This window comes from Mycobacterium sp. 360MFTsu5.1, assembly GCF_000383495.1.
In the GTDB taxonomy this organism is placed as follows: Bacteria; Actinomycetota; Actinomycetes; order Mycobacteriales; family Mycobacteriaceae; genus Mycobacterium; species Mycobacterium mucogenicum_B.
This window is the reverse complement of record NZ_KB911463.1, coordinates 83765-102145: the sequence shown is the minus strand read 5'-3', so window position 1 is coordinate 102145 and position 18381 is coordinate 83765. Positions and strand designations below refer to the sequence as shown.

General features: G+C 65.7%; 18 protein-coding genes. 11 read left to right on the top strand and 7 right to left on the bottom strand.

The features are described 5' to 3' along the window. The first annotated feature begins 69 nt into the window (after positions 1-69). Both H289_RS0104030 and H289_RS0104025 read left to right on the top strand, forming a co-directional pair. The gene (locus H289_RS0104030; protein WP_029104767.1) at positions 70-627 is read left to right on the top strand and encodes an ester cyclase; all 558 of its coding nucleotides are present in this window, start codon (positions 70-72) and stop codon (positions 625-627) included. After that, positions 624-1412 carry an MBL fold metallo-hydrolase gene (locus H289_RS0104025; RefSeq protein WP_020099467.1) on the top strand — a complete coding sequence of 263 codons (789 nt, stop codon included), beginning with the start codon at positions 624-626 and terminating at the stop codon, positions 1410-1412. The genes H289_RS0104030 and H289_RS0104025 overlap by 4 nt, the downstream gene beginning before the upstream one ends. On the opposite strand, the gene H289_RS29675 is transcribed toward H289_RS0104025, so the two are convergent. The 3 genes from H289_RS29675 to H289_RS0104010 all read right to left on the bottom strand — a co-directional run bounded on the left by H289_RS29675 (position 1369) and on the right by H289_RS0104010 (position 5299). After that, complete coding sequence (locus H289_RS29675; protein WP_036420202.1) at positions 1369-4188, bottom strand: MMPL/RND family transporter; 2820 nt, start codon at positions 4186-4188, stop codon at positions 1369-1371. The genes H289_RS0104025 and H289_RS29675 overlap by 44 nt on opposite strands. 68 nt (positions 4189-4256) lie before the next feature. Then, the gene (locus H289_RS0104015) at positions 4257-4655 is read right to left on the bottom strand and encodes an MmpS family transport accessory protein (protein ID WP_036420201.1); all 399 of its coding nucleotides are present in this window, start codon (positions 4653-4655) and stop codon (positions 4257-4259) included. 179 nt (positions 4656-4834) lie between these two features. Then, entirely contained in the window at positions 4835-5299 is a 465-nt protein-coding gene (locus H289_RS0104010; RefSeq protein WP_020099464.1) for a hypothetical protein, read from the bottom strand. Positions 5300-5427: 128 nt separating this feature from the next. Between H289_RS0104010 and H289_RS0104005 the strand changes: the two genes are divergently transcribed. The 3 genes from H289_RS0104005 to H289_RS0103995 are packed head-to-tail and all read left to right on the top strand — an operon-like array spanning position 5428 to position 8833. After that, positions 5428-6408 carry a phosphotriesterase family protein gene (locus H289_RS0104005; RefSeq protein WP_020099463.1) on the top strand — a complete coding sequence of 327 codons (981 nt, stop codon included), beginning with the start codon at positions 5428-5430 and terminating at the stop codon, positions 6406-6408. Between the two features lie 11 nt (positions 6409-6419). Continuing rightward, the gene (locus H289_RS0104000) at positions 6420-6911 is read left to right on the top strand and encodes a metallophosphoesterase family protein (protein WP_020099462.1); all 492 of its coding nucleotides are present in this window, start codon (positions 6420-6422) and stop codon (positions 6909-6911) included. A 32-nt stretch (positions 6912-6943) separates the two neighbouring features. Further along, the gene (locus H289_RS0103995; RefSeq protein WP_020099461.1) at positions 6944-8833 is read left to right on the top strand and encodes an alkyl/aryl-sulfatase; all 1890 of its coding nucleotides are present in this window, start codon (positions 6944-6946) and stop codon (positions 8831-8833) included. Between the two features lie 17 nt (positions 8834-8850). On the opposite strand, the gene H289_RS0103990 is transcribed toward H289_RS0103995, so the two are convergent. Then, positions 8851-10296, bottom strand: coding sequence for a carotenoid oxygenase family protein (locus H289_RS0103990; RefSeq protein ID WP_020099460.1), 1446 nt, complete (start codon positions 10294-10296; stop codon positions 8851-8853). Positions 10297-10366: 70 nt separating this feature from the next. Between H289_RS0103990 and H289_RS0103985 the strand changes: the two genes are divergently transcribed. Further along, positions 10367-11029: a TetR/AcrR family transcriptional regulator gene (locus H289_RS0103985; protein WP_020099459.1), complete on the top strand. Its 663-nt coding sequence runs from the start codon at positions 10367-10369 to the stop codon at positions 11027-11029. 1 nt (position 11030) lies between these two features. On the opposite strand, the gene H289_RS0103980 is transcribed toward H289_RS0103985, so the two are convergent. Beyond that, positions 11031-11789 (bottom strand): SDR family NAD(P)-dependent oxidoreductase, encoded by a 759-nt coding sequence (locus tag H289_RS0103980; RefSeq protein ID WP_020099458.1) that lies wholly within the window; start codon positions 11787-11789, stop codon positions 11031-11033. A 187-nt stretch (positions 11790-11976) separates the two neighbouring features. On the opposite strand from H289_RS0103980, the gene H289_RS0103975 reads away from it, so the two are divergent. From H289_RS0103975 to H289_RS0103965, 3 genes are all read left to right on the top strand, one after another. Continuing rightward, positions 11977-13122: a TIGR03364 family FAD-dependent oxidoreductase gene (locus H289_RS0103975; protein WP_020099457.1), complete on the top strand. Its 1146-nt coding sequence runs from the start codon at positions 11977-11979 to the stop codon at positions 13120-13122. A gap of 88 nt (positions 13123-13210) precedes the next feature. Further along, on the top strand, positions 13211-13864 hold the full coding sequence (locus H289_RS0103970; protein ID WP_051128401.1) for a phosphonatase-like hydrolase: 654 nt from the start codon (positions 13211-13213) through the stop codon (positions 13862-13864). A gap of 195 nt (positions 13865-14059) precedes the next feature. Further along, positions 14060-15394 (top strand): MFS transporter, encoded by a 1335-nt coding sequence (locus tag H289_RS0103965; RefSeq protein ID WP_020099455.1) that lies wholly within the window; start codon positions 14060-14062, stop codon positions 15392-15394. 47 nt (positions 15395-15441) lie between these two features. Here the strand turns inward: H289_RS0103965 and H289_RS0103960 are convergent, their stop codons facing one another. After that, positions 15442-16173 (bottom strand): GntR family transcriptional regulator, encoded by a 732-nt coding sequence (locus tag H289_RS0103960; RefSeq protein ID WP_020099454.1) that lies wholly within the window; start codon positions 16171-16173, stop codon positions 15442-15444. An 87-nt stretch (positions 16174-16260) separates the two neighbouring features. Between H289_RS0103960 and H289_RS0103955 the strand changes: the two genes are divergently transcribed. Together H289_RS0103955 and H289_RS0103950 are read left to right on the top strand one after the other, a co-directional pair. Beyond that, positions 16261-16869: a histidine phosphatase family protein gene (locus tag H289_RS0103955; RefSeq protein WP_020099453.1), complete on the top strand. Its 609-nt coding sequence runs from the start codon at positions 16261-16263 to the stop codon at positions 16867-16869. 9 nt (positions 16870-16878) lie between these two features. After that, complete coding sequence (locus tag H289_RS0103950; protein WP_020099452.1) at positions 16879-17898, top strand: phosphotransferase family protein; 1020 nt, start codon at positions 16879-16881, stop codon at positions 17896-17898. On the opposite strand, the gene H289_RS29670 is transcribed toward H289_RS0103950, so the two are convergent. Continuing rightward, the gene (locus H289_RS29670) at positions 17895-18290 is read right to left on the bottom strand and encodes a LapA family protein (RefSeq protein ID WP_029104765.1); all 396 of its coding nucleotides are present in this window, start codon (positions 18288-18290) and stop codon (positions 17895-17897) included. The two genes, H289_RS0103950 and H289_RS29670, sit on opposite strands and share 4 nt — an antisense overlap. Positions 18291-18381 lie beyond the last annotated feature (91 nt).

Genomic DNA, 18381 nt, shown 5'->3' with positions numbered 1-18381 from the left:
CCACACCGTGGGATTATCGTCGAATTAATTCCACGGTGTGGAAATAGTTTGCAGTTCGAGGAGGACGCCATGACGCACCGCTTCGCCATCCCTTCCGTCGAGGTGTTGCAGGCCCGCGAGAAGCTCGTGCTCGATCACTTCCACGACGAGGTCCGCCAGGACTGGGACGACGTGCTCGCGACCTTTCCGCATCCGCACTACGAGATCATCCCGACGCTCACCGTCCACGACGGTGACGCCGATGTGCGTGGCTACTACCACGACACCCGCGTCGCGTTTCCCGATCAGGACCACGAGATCATCGCGCTGCGACACAGCGCCGATGCCGTGATCGTCGAATTCTGGCTCCTCGGAACGCATCTCGGCCCGCTCGGCGGCATCCCGGCCACGGGTTCGCGGCACCGCACCCGGATGACGGCCTATTTCGTGTTCGACGAGAACGAGAATCTGGTCGCCGAACGCATCTACTTCGACACGCTGACGATGCTGAAACAGCTTGTGGGAGGCCTGAATCTGCGCGATCCGCGAAACTGGCCCACCGTCATCCGCGGGCTGCGGGGGCTGCTGGCCATGTCCAGCCAACCCGATGCCCGGCTCATCGAGACGGCCCCGGCAGACCTGACATGAGGATCCACCACCTGAACTGCGGCACCATGCACCCGCATTTCGTGCCCGACGGATTGGTCTGCCACGTACTGCTTGTCGAAACGCCGGACGGTCTCGTGCTCGTCGACTCCGGGCTGGGGCTGCGGGATGCCGAGTCGCCGGGTAGTCGCTTCGGCCCGGCCCGCTTCTACGTCCGCCCGGTCTTCGATCCGAACGAAGCCGCCATCAACCAAATTCGCCGCCTCGGCTTCGAGCCCCGCGACGTGCGGCATATCGTCGTGACGCACTTCGACGCCGACCACGTGGGAGGTCTGGCGGACTTCCCTTGGGCGCAAGTGCATCTCACTGACGCCGAGGCGTTCGCCGCGTTACATCCGAAGACGCTCGTCGAGAAGCAGCGGTACCTGCCGGCCGGCTATTCGCACGGCCCGATCCTGGTCGAGCACTCACCGTCGAGCGCCGAGTCGTGGCGCGGCTTCCCCGGCGCGAAAGAGCTCACCGAGATCGCCGACGGCATCGTCCTGATCAACCTGCCGGGGCATACCCGCGGGCACGCCGCGGTGGCCGTCGACGCCGGGGACCGGTGGGTCCTACACGTCGGTGACAGCTTCTACCATCGCGGCCAGCTCGACGGCAGCGACACCGCGCCGCGGGCCCTGCGTCTGATGGAACGCTCAGTTGCCTTCGACTGGAAGCAGGTCCAGGCCAATCATCAACGGCTGAGCGAACTTTGGGCCGCAGGCCAACCGGATCTACTACTGGTCAATGCCCATGATCCGCAGCTGCTGTGGCAAGCGGCCAACTAGGCTTGTACGGCGGCAGCGGCCGCTGCCGGACAAATGTCGGCCACCAGAACCACGGGCCCAGCAGCCGCACCAGGCACGGCACGATGAACGACCGCACCACCAGGGTGTCGAGCAGCAGGCCGATGCAGACCGTCGACCCCATCTGGCCGATGGTCCGCAGGTCACTGGAGAGCATGGCCAGCATGGTGAACGCGAACACCAGGCCCGCGGAGGTCACGACGCCGCCGGTGCTGCCGAGCGCGCGGATGAGGCCGGTGTTCAGGCCCGCGTGGATTTCTTCCTTGAGCCGGGCGACCAGCAACAGGTTGTAGTCCGAGCCGACGGCCACCAGCACGATGAAGGTCAGCGGCAGGATCAGCCAGTGCAGGGGTAGTCCGATCAGGTGCTGCCAGATCAGCACCGACAACCCGAACGCGCCGGCATAGGAGAACGCCACCGTGCCGGGAATCACCAAGGCGGCCACCAGCGATCGGGTGATGATCATCATGATCAGGAAGATCAGCACGAAGGCGGCGATGGCGGCGATCATGAGGTCGTTCTTGGCGTACAGCTGGATGTCCTTGTTATTGGACCCCGATCCACCGATGTAGATCTTCGACCCGGCCAGCGACGTCTCCTTCAGCGCGATCTTGATCGCGTCGGGGAATTGTTCGACGTGCTCGATGCCCTCGGGTCCCATCGCGTTGCCCTCGTGCGTGACGATGAAGCGCGCGGCATGTCCGTCGGGCGACATCATCAGCGCCATACCGGTTTTGATGTCGTCGTTGTCGAACGCTTCGCGCGGGATGTAGAAGAAGTCGTCACTGCGCGACGCGTCGAAGTCGTTGCCGACGTTGATCATGTCGTCGAACGTCTGGTCGGTGTTCTTGTTCTGAATGTCGGTCGGGCCGTAGTTGTTGACGATCAACGCCAGCAGCGCCTGATTGTCGGCCACGGTCTGCCGCAGCAGCGACACCATCTGCGGCATGAGGCTGTCGATCACCTCGAAGGATCCGACGGCCTTGCCGATGTCGGCGGCGAGGTTGTCGACCTTGTCGATCACGTCGAACAGCGACCGGAACGACCAGCACACCGGGATGTCGAAACAGTGTGGTTCCCAATAGAAATAGGCGCGGAGCGGGCGCATGAAGTCGTCGAGGTTGGCGACGGCGTCGCGCATGTCGTTGGTGACCTGCTCCATGTCCTCCAGGGTCAGCACCGTGTTGTGCAGCTCGTCGGCGAGTGTCTGCGTGAGGTCGGCGGTCTTCTTCAGCACCTCGATGCTGTGCGCGGTGATCTTGGCCTGCTTCGCGGTGTTCTCGTTGTTGTGCTGGGTGAACGGCAGCTGCTGGCCGTTGCCGCTGCCCTGGGTAGTGAAAAGGTAAGGGATGGAGGCATGTTCGAGCGCGCGGCCCATGGGGCGGGTGATGCTCTGGACCATCGCCACGCCGGGCAGGCGGATCAGGGCCTTGGCCACGCGGTCCAGCGAGATGAAGTCGGCTGAATTGCGCATGTCGTGGTCGGACTGGACCATCAACATCTCGCTGAACAGCTTGCTCTTGGGGAAGTGCCGGTCGGCGGCCTGGAAGCCCTGGTTGGCCGGGGCATCTGACGGCTGGTAGGTGCGGTCGTCGTAGCTGACCCGGTAGGTCGGCACGAACACCGCGCCCACCGAGACGACCGCGACACTGGCGACGAGGATCGGCTTGGGCCAGCGCACCACGGCGGTGCCGATACGCCGGTACAACTTCGCCTTGACTTCCTGTTTCGGGTCGAAGAGCCCGAAGAGGCTGCCGACGCTGAGCAGGGCGGGTCCGATGGTCAGGGCGCCGGCGATGGTGATCAGCATGCTCACCGCGACGGCGGGGCCCATGGTGTGGAAGTAGTTCAGCCGCGCGAACGTCAGGCACGCGCAGGCGCCCGCAATGGTCAGGCCCGAGCCGACGATGACATGCGAAACACCCTTGTAGGCGGTGTAATACGCGTCCTCACGACTTTGTCCGGCCAGGCGGGCTTCGTGATATCGGCCGATGAGGAAGATGCCGTAGTCGGTACCCGCGCCGAGGGTCAGCGAGATGACCATGTTGGTGGCGAACGACGACAGCGGGATGAAGCCGTAGTGCCCGAACGCCGAGATGACGCCCTTGACCGACAGCATCAGCAGGATGACCCCGAAGAACGGCACCAGCATCGTCACGACGGAGCGGTAGACCAGCAACAGCATGAAGATGATCAGGAACATCGTCGCGATGGTGATGTTGTTCAGGCTGGAGTTGGCGATCTCGACGGTGTCGGCCGCCAGCGGTGCGGCGCCACTGACGTAAACCTTCAGGCCGGCAGGCGGATTGGAGTTCTTGACGATCTTCCGGACGGCGTCGACCGAGTTGTTGGCCTCCATCTGACCGATGTCGCCGGCGAGTCGGAGCAGGACGTAGGCGGATTTGCCGTCGAGGCTTTGTGCACCGGCGGCGGTGATGGGCTTGCCCCAGGTGTCCATGACGTACTGCACGTGCGTGGTGTCGGCGTTGAGCGTGCGGACCAGGCCCGCGTAGTAGTCGCGGTCCTGCTCGGTCAGGCCGCGATCGGCTTCCAGCACCAGCATCGTCAGGCTGGTGGAGGTGGACTCGTGGAATTCCTTGCCGATGGCCAGCATGGCCACCTGGGACGGCGCGTAGGTCGGCACCATCGGGCCGGCGAGTTCCTCGGCGACATCTTCGATCTTCGGCACGAAGGTATTGGTGACCACCGCGAGCAGAGCCCAGAAGACGATGATCGGAATCGCCAGCAGGCGAACCATTCTCGGGACGAAGGGGCGCTTGGCCGCGCTGTGCGCCGGGCGGGCGATCGGGGCGGTGTCGGTGTCGGTCACGCGGACTTCACCCGGCAGGCGACGTCGGCGTTGCCGTGCTCGTCGGACTGTTCGTCGCGGACAACGTCGTTCACCTTCATCCGGCAGCCAACGGTGCCGCCGTGCACCTGGACCGAGATGCTGCCGGAGACGACGGTGAGGGTGGTGGTCTCGGTATGCGACCACGGCAGTTCGGTGAGGTCGACCTTGTGCGGGTGTCCGCTGATGTCGACGTACGACAGCAGGCCGCCCGAGCCAAGGGTGCCGAACACCTCATAGGTGAGGGTCTTGGGGGTGAACTCCGGTGGCGCCTGCGGCGGATTGACCGCCAGCACCGGTCCCGGCTCCGAGAATTCGTGGACCTTCACCATGCAGAGCACGCCGACGCCGATCGCGATGAGGGCGACCAATGGCATCCAGGCGCGGGCGAGGAATCGTCGGGCGTTGGAGCGCTGGCTCACTCGATCACCTTTCGACGTCAGCGAGTTGTATATCAATTAACTTGAGATTGATCGGCGTAAACACTATCAGTGATTGGACGCCTGCGGCTTTCCGCATATTCCGTGGAAAAGAAAGGCGAGGTGAGAGCGTCCAGCTAATTCTCAGAATCCACCAAGGTCACGTTTCCGAGTCGCTTTTTCAGCTTGATCACACGGAAGATCTGAGTGGTCACATTGATGGACGAGAACATGGCGATGATCCCGAGAAAGGTTCGCTCCGAAGGGGTTGCGCCGTGCAGTTGTTCGAGGCTGCCGAGCACGTAGAAACACCCCAGCGAAAAGATCGTGAGGGGAATTGCGAACGTCATCAACGTCCGCTGGTTGTCGACCACCTGCGTGGCGTATTGGAGCTCTTCGGCGGTCATCGGCTGACGCTTGCGGACCTTCGTCAGCACCGTCTGCTTGGCCCGGACGTTTTCGGCGATCGGCAACTGCGGTTGTTTCCGGAGGCGCTGGATGTAGAAGAACATCACCGTCGCGGCGAACAGCAGGGTCAGCAGGGCGACGTCGGCCAGCTTGCCGAACAGGTGCCAGTCGGTGCCGAGGAAGTTCCAATCCATGTGGGCACTCCTTTGCGGTTCGCAGATGGGCGGGACGTTACTCCAGCTAACTGGCAACCCGCCGTCCGTGTCAACTCGATTGATATAGGGTCTTGATGCTCGACCGCTCATGACACAGACTGACCGTGATGACGCACGTGCAGACCGTCAGGGGCCCGGTGCCCGTCGACCGCCTCGGGGCCACGCTCATGCATGAGCACGTGTTCATCCTGGGCGACGAGATCCGGCAGAACTTCCCGGACTATCCGTCGCAGTGGGACGAGGACGCCCGCGTCGCCGACGCGATAGACCAACTGCGCCAATGCAAGTCACGCGGCATCGACACCATCGTCGACCCGACGGTGATCGGGCTGGGCCGGTACCTGCCCCGGATCCAGCGGGTCAACGAGCAGGTCGACATCAACATCGTCGTCGCGACAGGCATCTACACCTACAACGACGTGCCGTTCCAGTTCCTGCACACCGGCCCGGGCCTGCTGTTCGACACCCCGGAGCCGATGGTCGAGCTGTTCGTCAGGGATATCCGGGAGGGCATCGGCGGTACCCGCGTACGCGCGGCGTTCCTGAAGTGCGCCATCGAGCATCAGGGCCTGACGCCGGGAGTCGAGCGGGTGATGCGCGCCGTCGGCCAGGCCCACGTGCAGACCGGCGCGCCGATCACCGTGCACACCGACGTGCACAGCCGCTCCGGACTCGTCGCGCAGAAGGTTTTCGCGGCGGAAGGCGTCGACCTCACCAAGGTGGTGATCGGGCACTCCGGCGACAGCACCGATCTCGACTACCTGTGCGCGCTCGCCGACGCCGGTTCGTACCTCGGCATGGACCGCTTCGGGCTCGACATCCTGCTGCCGTTCGAGCAGCGGGTCGACACCGTGGCAGAGCTCGCCAGACGCGGATACGCCGAGAAGATGGTGCTGGCGCATGACAGTTCGTGTTTCATCGACTGGTTCTCGCATGAGGGCAAACTGGCCGCGGTGCCCAACTGGAACCTGACCCACATCAGTGACGACGTCCTGCCCGCGCTGCGCGAACGCGGCGTCACCGACCAACAGATCACCACCATGCTGGTCGACAATCCCCGCCGGTACTTCAGCGGCGAGATCAGTTGAGCCGCAGCGGGATGCGTCTACTGCTGATCTCCGACACCCACGTGCCCAAACGAGCCCGTGACATGCCGGCGCGGGTCTGGGACGAGGTGGGCCGCGCCGACGTCGTGCTGCACGCCGGCGACTGGGTGGACGTGGCGCTGCTCGACGAACTCGAGCGGCGAGCGACGCGGCTGGTCGCCTGCTGGGGCAACAACGACGGCGCGGACCTGCGGGCCCGTCTGCCGGAGCGGGCCGACGTGACGCTCGAGGGCGTCCGGTTCACCGTCACGCACGAGACCGGCGCGTCCGCGGGACGTGACGCGCGCATGGCCCGGCTGTACCCCGACACCGACGTACTGGTGTTCGGGCACAGCCACATTCCGTGGGACAGCACTGCGACAACCGGGCTGCGGCTACTCAACCCCGGCTCGCCGACAGACCGCCGGCGTCAGCCGCACTGCACGTACATGACGGCCGCCGTCGGTGGCGGCACCTTGTCGGATGTGGTGCTGCATAAGCTCTAGCCCGCGGGGTAATTGACGCTAGGTTGGTCGGCATGGAGCAGAAGCCGCCCACCGATGCCATTGCCGCCGCCAACCGCGCCCACACCGCGACGCTCCCGTTCGCGGACACCCGGGACTTCGAGGACGCCGACCGCGGCTTCATCGCCGCCATGGAACCGTGCGTCGTCACCGCGGCCGACGGAAGAGTGGTGTGGGACAACGACTCCTACTCGTTCCTATTCGGGCCAGGAGCGACCAACGCACCGGACAGCGTGCACCCGAGCCTGTGGCGGCAGTCCCAGTTGTGTGCGAAGCAGGGCCTCTACGAGGTGGTGCCGGGCATCTACCAGGTCCGTGGCCTGGATCTGTCGAACATCAGCTTCATCGAGAGTGACACCGGCATCATCGTCATCGACCCGCTGATCTCCACGGAGACCGCCGCGGCGGCGCTGGCGCTGTACCGCGCGCACCGCGGTGACCGTGCGGTCCGGGCCGTCATCTACACGCACAGCCACGCCGACCACTTCGGCGGCGTGCTGGGCGTGACGTCGCAGGGCGAGGTTGATGCGGGTGACGTCGTGATCATTGCGCCGGAGGGTTTCACCGAGCACGCGGTGCAGGAAAACGTCTATGCCGGAACGGCAATGGCACGCCGCGCGGGTTACATGTACGGCGCGGCGCTCGACCGTGGTCCACAGGGGCAGGTCGGCTGCGGCCTGGGGCAGGTCGGGTCGACGGGTGAGGTGGCACTGATCGTGCCGACGCTCGACATCAAGGTGACGGGCGAAACCCACACCATCGACGGCGTCGAGATCGAGTTTCAGATGGCGCCCGGCACCGAGGCACCCGCCGAGATGCATTTCTACTTCCCGCAATTCCGCGCGCTGTGCATGGCCGAGAACGCCACCCACAACCTGCACAACCTGCTGACGCTGCGCGGCGCGCTGGTCCGTGACCCGCACGGCTGGGCGGGCTACCTGACCGAGGCCATCGACACCTTCTCCGGCCGCGCCGACGTGGTCTTCGCGTCACACCACTGGCCGACGTGGGGGCAGGACAACATCGTCGAATACCTGTCACTGCAACGGGATCTGTACGCCTACCTGCACGACCAGACGCTGCGCCAGCTCAACCAGGGCTACACCGGCATCGAGATCGCCGAGACCTTCCAGATGCCGCCGGCGTTGGAGAAGGCCTGGCACACGCACGGTTACTACGGCTCGGTCAGCCACAACGTCAAGGCCGTCTACCAGCGCTACATGGGTTGGTTCGACGGCAATCCGGGGCGGCTCTGGCAGCACCCGCCGGCCGCCGCGGCGCCGCGCTACGTCGCGGCCATGGGTGGCATCGACCGGGTCGTCGAGTTGGCGCAGGCCGCGTTCGACGAGGGTGACTTCCGTTGGGCGGTAACCTTGTTGGACCACGCGATCTTCACCGACGAGCACCATGCCGCGGCCCGGACGCTGTACGCGGACACCCTGGAGCAGATGGCCTACGGCGCCGAGAACGCCGTGTGGCGCAACTTCTTCCTGTCGGGCGCCACGGAGTTGCGGGTCGGCAACTTCGGCACCCCGACGCAGAGTTCCTCTCCGACACTGCTCGCGCAGCTGACCCCGGAGCAGATGTTCGACACCTTCGCAATCAACATCAACGGTCCGCGGGCGTGGGACCTGAATCTGGCCATCGACGTGACGTTCCAGGACGTCGCGACCAACTACCGGCTGAGCCTGCGCAACGGTGTGCTGGTGTACCGCAAGGTCGCCGCCGACCCGGATACCGCGCAGGCCACCGTCACGCTGGCGAACAAGTTGCGGCTCTTGGCATTTGCGGCGGGCGACACCAGCTCGCCGGGTGTCGAGGTGACCGGTGACGCCACCGCCCTGCCCACGCTGCTGGGCGCGATCGACCGGCCCGACCCGGCGTTCAACATCATCACGCCGTAGCCGGGCCGGCCGGCCAGTCAGACGGTCGGCACCCAGTTGCCGTGGAAGCCGGCCGGCACGCGGTGCGGCAGTTTGATGCTCGCGACGTCCTGCAGTGTCTGGGCGTCGAGGATCGCCAGCTCGCTGCGGTCGGTCGGGGCGTCGTAGACAAAGCCCATCAGCACGCCGTCGTCTTCCGCGGCGGTTGCCGACGACGGGTGAAAGACGAACTCGCCCAGCTCTTTCCCGGCACCGAAATGACGGGTCGCGGTGTTGCCGCCGACGAAGTCGTGCTTGAGCAACGTGTCGCTCCCGGCGGCGCCCTCGCTGATCGTCGGCGCGTAGCCGTAACGGTGACGCTTGCCGACCAGGCGTTCGTCGACGCGCGGGAATTCCTGGGGGTGGTCGTCCACGCGGTCCTCGAGCACCTTGCCGGCGCTGAGGTCGATGGTCCACCGGTCCAGCGTCGGCGGCCCTTCGTTGGGGCCGATGCGGTCCGTGTCGAACATCTTCGGGTGCCGCACCACGTCCAGGACGATCGTGTTGTCGTCGGGGGAGTCGTAGGCGTTCATCGGGTGGAAGACGTAGCACGGTTCGACGTCGAACCAGCGCACGTCGGCGTTCCCGCCGTCGCGGGGCATCACGCCGATGCGCGCCGGGTACTTGGGGTTCCACGAGTACGGGAAGCGCCGGTCATTCGATCGGAAGCTCGACTGGCGTGCGATGACCGGATCGGGAATCTTGACCCGGCCGATCACCGAGGACAACAAGAGTCGCGCCGGCAGTCGCAGTGCCTTCGGTACCGCCATTTCCGCGATGGTTTTCGTATCGAAGCTCACGGGCAGGTCGTAGAAGATGACATGCCGCTCGGTGAGCGAGAAATCGTGCATCATCGGGCTGCCGTGGACCTCGATGTCGACGGTGCGCCGGGCCCGGCCGTCGGTACCGATCACCGAGTACTGCACGGTGTTGCCGCGCGTGAAGCTGTACGAAACCGCATGCAGTTCACCGGTTTCCGGATCACGCTTCGGGTGTGCGGTGTAGCCGCCGCTGAGGGTGCCGTCGAAATCGCATGCGCCCACGGTGTCCAACTCGTCGGTCAGCTCGTAGCTCGCCCCGCCGCCTTCGACCAGCGCCAGGGTCTTGCCGCCGTGGCCCAGCACGTTGGTGTTGGCACCGATGCCGAACGGGCTGCCGTGCCCGTCCGGCGTGCCCTCGCCGAGCGCGGCCGTCGTCAACGGCCCACGCACCCAACGATTGCGATACCACTCGGCCTTGCCGTCGCGGAGGCGGATGCCGTGCACCATGCCGTCACCGAGGAACCAGTTGTAGAGCTCGGGGTCGATTTCGCCAATCGGGTTGGGGCCGTTGCGTAGATAGCGGCCGTCCAGGTAGTCCGGGATCGTGCCGGTGACGGACAGGTCGGTCAGGGTGTACTCGTCGTGCAGTGGCGCGAACGCGCCTTCCAGGTAGCGGTTGGTCATCCCAGAACCTCCATAACAGTGTTATTGGCTGCGGTTACTGGTATAACACTGTTATGAGAGGACTGCAAGGGTGAGCGAAGAAATCCGCCGGCAATTGATCGAAGCCGGCATCGTGATCCTCGAACGCGATGGTCTCCAGGCGCTGACGGTGCGCAAGCTCGCCGCCGAGGTGGGCACGTCGACCATGGTTGTGTACACCCACTTCGGCTCGATGACCGGAGTGGTCGACGCCCTGTCGGCCGAGATCTTCGCGCGGTTCGGCGCAGCGCTGGCGGCCATCCCGCACACAGAGGATCCGGTGGCGGACTTCTTCTCGATGGGCGCCGCCTACCGCCGGTTCGCCCTGAAGAATCCCCAGCACTATCAGTTGATGTTCGGCACGACGGTTCCGGCATCGTTGTCGAGCGTCCGCAGTGATCTGACGGTGACCGGTCATGCCACGTCGCGCGACGCGTCCTTCCAGACGCTCTGTGATTCGGTCCGCCGGATGGCCGAGGCCGGGCGCATCCGTGACGACGGCGAAGCCGCTGTCGCAGGCCGCATCTGGAGCATGTGCCACGGTGCGGTGATGCTCGAGATGGCCGGGTTCTTCGGCGCGGAAGGCCACGGGCTGCGGGACATCCTCACCCCGATGATCGTCGATTTCCTCGTCGGAATGGGTGACGAACGAGAGCGCGTCAACGAATCACTCGCCACCGCGACCGCCGCGCTCGTGGCGAGCGGTCACCTGTGAGCTAGGCGAAACCGCCGTCGGCCCGCAGGATCGAACCCGTGGTGAAGCTGGATGCGTCAGACATCAAAAACAGTGCGGCGCCGACGATTTCGCGGGGATCACCGGCGCGCTGCAGCGGCAACGAGCGGAAGGCGCTCGACGGATCCGCACGCCACGCCTTGCTGATGTCGGTGAGGAACGGCCCCGCCATCAGGGTGTTGACCCGCACTGTCGGGCCGAACGCTTTCGCGAAACCCTCTGTGAGCGTGTTCAATCCGGCCTTGGCGGCGGCGTACGGCAGCATGTAGGCGTCCGGCCGTAGTGAGCCCGACGAGCTGATGTTGATGATCGACCCGCCGCCGTCGGCCACCATCCGCTCGCCGACCAGCGCCGACAATCGGAACGGTCCCTTGAAGTTCAGGTTCACCACGGCGTCGAACAGCTTCTCCGGCACCGAGCCCAGCGACTCGTACAGCGGCGACATCCCGGCGTTGTTCACCAGGACATCGACCTTGCCGAACCGCGCGTACGCGGCGTCGACCAGGCCGTCGAGCTCGTCCCAGCGGCCGACGTGCACCTGGTGGGCGAGCGCGGCCCGCCCGGTTGCTTCCACGATCTCGTCGGCGGTGGCCTGACACGACTCCAGGTTCCGGCTGGCGATGACGACGTCGGCGCCGCAGTGGGCTGCGGCGAACGCCATCTCCCGGCCGAGGCCGCGACTGCCCCCGGTGATCAGGACTGTCCGGTCCGTGAGGTCGAACAGTTCGTCGGCGTACCCCATGGCGGCTCCTTTGATGCTGGGGTGGCGTGCTGGTGCCCATGTTGTCATGGCGGCCGTCCCGTGCTGCGTAGTGCGCCATCGGCATTGTTTCCCGCACGTTCACACACCGTTACACTTATATATACGAGTACTGAATTAGGCCATAACTTGTATTGACAACTATGGCGGCGTGCCGCACTGTTATGCCATGCCAAATCAACTGAGCTACGACGTCGTGGTCGTAGGAGCTGGAATCGTCGGCCTTGCGCACGCCTATCACGCCCACAGGCGCGGACTGGCGGTCGCCGTCGTCGATCACGCCGCCGGTGTGGCCGGGGCGTCGGTGCAGAACTTCGGCCACGCGTGCATCACCGCGCAGAACGGTGTCGCGCTGGACTACGCCCGGGCTGGCCGGCAGCACTGGCTGGACCTCTCGCGGCAAGCCGGGTTCTGGTCGAAGCAGGCGGGCACCTACTGCGTAGCCCGCCACGAGGACGAACTCGCCGTCATGCGTGAATTCGTCGACATCCGCCCCAGTGGTGACGTGCACCTGCTCAACCATCAGCAGATGGTCGACCGCGTACCGGTGCGTGATCCCCGCGTCGTCGGAGGCATGTACCTGCCGGGCGACCTTCAGGTCGACCCGCGAACCGCGGTGCCGGCCATCGCGCGGTGGCTGGAATCGCAAGGCGTCGACTTCCATTGGCGTACAGCCGCTTCCGGCTTCGAACCGGGTGTCGTGCATACCTCGCGCGGGCCGATACGCACCGAGACCACCTTCATCGCCGTCAACTACGACATCGACCGGCTCTTCCCCGAACTGGCTGAGCGCGACGGGTTGCTCCGGTGCCGGCTGCACATGATCAGGGCCAGGCTGCCGCTGGCGTTCACGCTCCCGGCGCCGCTGTTCACCGGTTGGTCGTTGTTGCGGTACGCGGGTTTCGAGGACCTGCCCGGCGTCGGTGCCGTCGCGCGACGACTGCGGGACGAGCACCCCGATGCGGTGGACATCGACCTGCACCTGATGTTCACGCCGCAGCCCGACGGCTCGCTACTGATCGGCGACACCCATATCCGGGAAGTCACGGCCGCGCCGTTCCAGTCCGAGCAGGGCTTCGACATCCTGCTCGACCAAACCCGAAAACTGTTCGGCGTCAGCGACATCGAAGTCAGCGAACGTTGGCAGGGCGTCTACTGCTCGGCGCCGGGGCAGGAGTTCCTCATCGAGGAGCCGGTGGCACGCACCCACGTCGTGACGGTCACCACCGGGATCGGCATGACCACCGGCCTGGGCCTGGCGGCTGCCGCCGTCGAGCGGGCGCTGTCGTCGACGAGCATACCCGCAACTGTTTGAGCCACACCAAAACCCAACCACCACAACGGAAGAGGACGCAAAAGTGGAAAGTCAATCAGCTCCCGGAATCGGCCTGGTCGTGTTCGACATGGCCGGTACGACGGTCGAGGACACCGGCCTGGTACAGCAATCGTTCCTGGCCGCCGACAGTCACGCCGGTCTGTCGAAGACCGATGCGGACCGCGCGGAGATGCTGCGCTACGTCGCCGACACCATGGGGCAGTCGAAGATCGTCGTGTTCCGCCACCTGAGCCGCGGCAACGAGGAGCAGGCACAAGCGGCCAACAAGGAGTTCGAGCGCTGTTACGCCCAGCTGGTCGCAGACGGCCAGTGCAGCCCCATCCCGCAGGCCGAACATGTCATTACATCTTTCCGATCGCGCGGTATCAAGGTCGCGCTGACCACGGGCTTCGCCCGGGAAACCCAGCAGGCCATCATCGAGGCGCTGGGTTGGCAGGACCTCGCCGACGCAGTGCTCTGCCCCGCGCCCGGCGTCCGCGGACGGCCCTACCCCGACATGGCGCTCGCGGCCCTCATGCAGACCGAGACCGAGTCGGTGCAATCGATGGTGGTCGTCGGTGACACCTCGTCGGACGTCATCACCGGCCTGCGTGCCGGAGCGCGCGCTTCGGTCGGCGTGCTGACCGGCGCGCACAACGCTGCGCAGCTTTCCGCTGCCGGCGCCACCCACATCCTGGACAGCGTGGCCGACCTGCCCGGTTTGGTGGCAACCCTGGGCTGATTCGACGACGCACTCCGCGGCGGTCGGGTGCCGCACCCTCGGCCCCGACCACCCCCGCGCTTCTCACTCTAACCTCTCGCGGCCTCGCGCCAAACCCCTTGCCTTGCCGACGATCTCGATGGCGTTTCCGCGCCTCTGGTCGGCCCATCTTCGCTCCGCGCTCCCTTACCCCGCACCCAGTGGAAGTGAACAGCCATGTCGCACACCCTGCTGTCCAAGTCGCGCACCACCAATCCGAAGTATGAACGCTGGCGTATCCGCATCTTCGCCATCACTTGGATCGCTTATGCCGGTTTCTATTTCACCCGTCAGACGTTCTCCGTTGCCAAGCTCGGCATTCTCGAAGACCCCATCCTGCACCTGCACCTGACCAAGAGCGTCCTGGCCAACCTCGACGCCGCGTATCTCACCGCCTACGCCGTCGGCCAATTCGTCTGGGGCCAGGTCTCCGACCGGTTCGGCCCACGGGTCGTCGTGCTCGGCGGCCTGGCCATCTCGGCGATCGCGACCCTGTTCATGGGTCTACTGCCGGCCGTGGTCTTCCTGCTGCCCTTGATGATCGTGCAAGGCCTGGCTCAGTCGACGGGCTGGTCGGGCACATTGAGCAACATGTCGCAGTTCTTCTCCGTCGGGGAACGTGGCCACGTCCTGGGGCTGTGGAGCACCAACTACGCCTTCGGCGGCCTCGTCGCCGCACCGGTGGTCGGGTGGTTCGCCTACGACCTGTTCGGCAGTTGGCGCGCGGCGTTCTTCAGCGGTGCGGCCATCGTCGCCGTTGTGTTCGTGCTGTTCTTCATCTTCCAGCGCAACAGCCCCGCGGACGTCGGCCTGCCGCCGATCGAGGAGTACCGGGCGGCGCAGGACTCCGTGGAGGGCGTCGAGCTCGACGCCGCCGCCGCGGACGAGGCCATCGCCGAGCCCACTTCGTCATGGCGCGAGTCCCTGGCCGTGGTGCTGAGGGATCAGATGGTGAGAACCCTTGGGGCATCGTATTTTCTGCTCAAGCCGGCCCGCTACGCCATCCTCCTGTGGGGCCCGGTGATCGTCGCCGAACAGCTGCACGACGGTGACAAGTTCACCGCGGTGACCGTCCCGGTCGCGTTCGGCATCGCCGGTGTCATCGCCCCGATCCTGCTTGGTCGCGTCTCGGACAAAGTGTTCAAGGCGCGCCGGATACCGGCGAGTGTGATCAGCCTGGCCGTGCTGGTTGTGGTGCTCATGCTGTTCGGGCCGCTGACCGCGACGGGCAACGTGTGGGTCATGGTCGGCGTCCTGGCCCTGATCGGCCTGACCGTCTACGGCGCCGATGCCATGATCTCGTGTATCGCGGCCGTCGACTTCGGTACGTCCAAGCACGCCGGCACGGCGACGGGAATCATCAACGGCTGCGGCTCGGTCGGCGCCATCCTCGGTGGTCTGCTGCCGGGCTACCTCGGTACCTCAGCACTGTTCTACGGCTTCGCCGGGGCCGCGTTCATCGCCATGCTGCTGTTGATTCCCTACTGGAATCGGATGCCGGTGGCCGACTAGCCACCTGCGCGCGATCCCCCGTGAGTTTGCTTGCGGGGGATCGTGCGTCAGGCGCGGACGTCGATGGTGCGAGCGTTGACGATGCTGAAGGCCACCACGTCGGGCCGGTAACGGTCGTCGGAATATTCGAACGCCACCCCGAACTGATCACGTGAGGTACGACGCTCGCGCAACAGGGGACTGCCCCGCTCGAGGTGCATGTTCTCGGCGTCGATGTCGTCCGCGGCGACAGCATCCAGCACGTGCTCCATGGCGTCCCACTGCACGCCACGGTCGGTCAGATAGTCGGTGATCGATCCGGAGTCGGTGTCGAATTCGAACAGCAGCGAACCCACCGCGTCGGTGAAACTGCTTCGCTCGATCATCACCGGCTCACCGTCGAGCAGTCGCACGCGCAGCACCTCGACGACGAAGTCGTCGGTGGTCAGGCTCAGCGCGGTGGCCGCGGTCTCGCTGGCGCGTCTGCGCGAGATCTCCAGGGTCCGGCTCCCCGCGGTGCGGCCATTACGTTCGGCCCATTGGGTGAACGGCGTGAACGTGTCCAGCGTCTGGCGGACGTCGTGGCTGCGGACGGTGGCCGGCTTTCCCCGCGAAATGCGGATCAGGCCTTCATTTTTCAGCGTCGCGAGGGCCTGACGGACCGGACCCCGAGATACGTCGAACTCTGCGCACAGCGCGCTCTCGGCGGGCAGTGACTCACCGATCTGGTACTCGTGCCGCGTGATCCGCTGCCGCAGCACCGCCGCGACATGCTCATGGCGCGACCGGGAGCCGACCATCGGTGTACCGCCTCTCGGTGTCTTGTCATGACAACTTAGCTGCATAGTATTGCCCGTCAGCGCACAACCGCTGTGGAGGAAACCGCTATGCAATTGCTTCTGATCCGTCATGCCCTGCCGCTGCGCAACGAGCCCGGTGAGGGCGCCGACCCCGACCTCTCCGAGGAAGGCATCGCGCAGGCCAACCGGCTGCCGGACGCGCTCAAGCGGTTCCCGATCACGCGGCTGCTCAGCAGCCCGCAGAAGCGCGCCATCCAGACCGGCCAGCCGGTGGCCGACGCGCTCGGGCTGCCCATCGAGATCGACGACCGGCTCGCCGAATACGACCGCGACATGGCGCAGTACATCCCCATCGAGCAGATCGCGGCCGAGCATCCCGAGGAGATGGCCCGGCTCATGACCGGCCACCTGCCCAGCAGCGTCGACGAAGAGGCATTCCTCGCCCGCATCACCGAGGCCGTCACCGACATCGCGAGCGAGGCCGAGGCCGAGGACACCGTCGTGATCTTCAGCCACGGCGGCGTGATCAACGGACTGCTGCACGACATCGTGCCGACCGAGCGCATCCTGTCGTTCCAGGTCGACTACACCGGCATCACCCGGCTGCTGGCCTCACGCAGCGGCCGGCTGGCGGTCGCCGGCGTCAACAGCGTCGAACACGTGTGGGATCTGCTGCCGCGAAATCAGCGGTGGTAGACAGATCGGGTGGCATCTCTCGACGGCTTGGATCTGACGGCGCTCGACGCACACCTACGCGACATCGGAGTGACCCGCAGCGGTGAGCTGCGAGCTGAATTGATCGCCGGGGGCCGGTCGAATCTGACGTTCCTGGTGTTCGACGACGCCGCCAAGTGGGTACTGCGCCGGCCGCCGCTGCACGGGCTCACGCCGTCGGCGCACGACATGGCGCGGGAGTACAAAGTCGTTGCGGCACTTGAGGGTACAACGGTGCCGGTGGCGCATCCGGTGACGATGCGCAATGACGACTCGGTGCTGGGTGCGCCGTTCCAGATGGTCGAATTCGTGCCCGGCCGGGTCGTGCGCTACTCGGCGGAGCTCGACGCGCTGGGCGATCAGCAGACCATCGACGCCTGTGTGGACGCGCTGATCAAGGTGCTCGCCGACCTGCACGCCCTGGACCCGGAAGCCGTCGGGCTGGGGGACTTCGGGAAGGCCAACGGGTACCTCGAGCGGCAGGTGCGGCGGTGGGGTTCGCAGTGGGATCTGGTGCGGTTAAAGGACGACGGCCGGGATTCTGACGTACGCCGGCTGCACGCCCTGCTGACCGAGAAGCTGCCGCCGCAGAGCCGCAGCGCCATCGTCCACGGCGACTACCGCATCGACAACACCATGCTCGACGCCGTCGACGCGACCAAGGTGCTGGCGGTACTGGACTGGGAGATGTCGACCCTCGGTGACCCGCTGTCCGACGCCGCGCTGATGTGCGTCTACCGGCACCCGATGTTCTCGATGGTGCATTCGGACGCGGCGTGGTCCTCGGACAAGATTCCGTCGATGGACCAGCTGGCCCAGAAGTACGCGGTGGCGGCCGGGCAGCCTTTGAATCATTGGGAGTTCTATCTGGCGCTGGCGTACTTCAAGCTCGCGATCATCGCCGCCGGCATCGACTTCCGCGCCCGGATGGCCGCCGGCGAAGCCGGCCACGACGACCCCGTCGGGGAGGCCGTCGCGCCGCTCATCGCCGCCGGCCTCGCGGTAATTTAAAGTCCGGCCTTCAAGTTCTTCCGTGCGGCGAGCCGCAACTGCAGAATCCGAATGCTCGCCACTGCGAAGGTCAGCAGACCGCCTGCGACGGCTGCGAGCAGGATCGCCACACCCTTTTGAATGGTCAGCTGCCACCCGAAAAGCCGCAGCGTGACGTCGTCGCCGTTCTGGATGACAAACACCAACAGCAGGATCAGGATCAGGAAACCGAGGACCAGCGCCGTCCAGAGTGCCGCGGTGCGGGTGAACTTCACTGCCGATGCCGGTGTCTTCGGTTTCTTGTCAGGAGAGCCCGGCTTGGGGGACTTGGGTGCCGGCGGTTCGGCGTGCGTAGGCGCCGCTTCGTGGGCTGACCCGGTCGGCTCGGGGGTAGACGCGTGATCGCTACTCATACCGACCATCTTGACGGTTCTGCGGGCCGGATGCCGGGAACTCCGACACCAATTTTCGAATAACGCTAGGGTCGGCCTGAGTGCACGACGC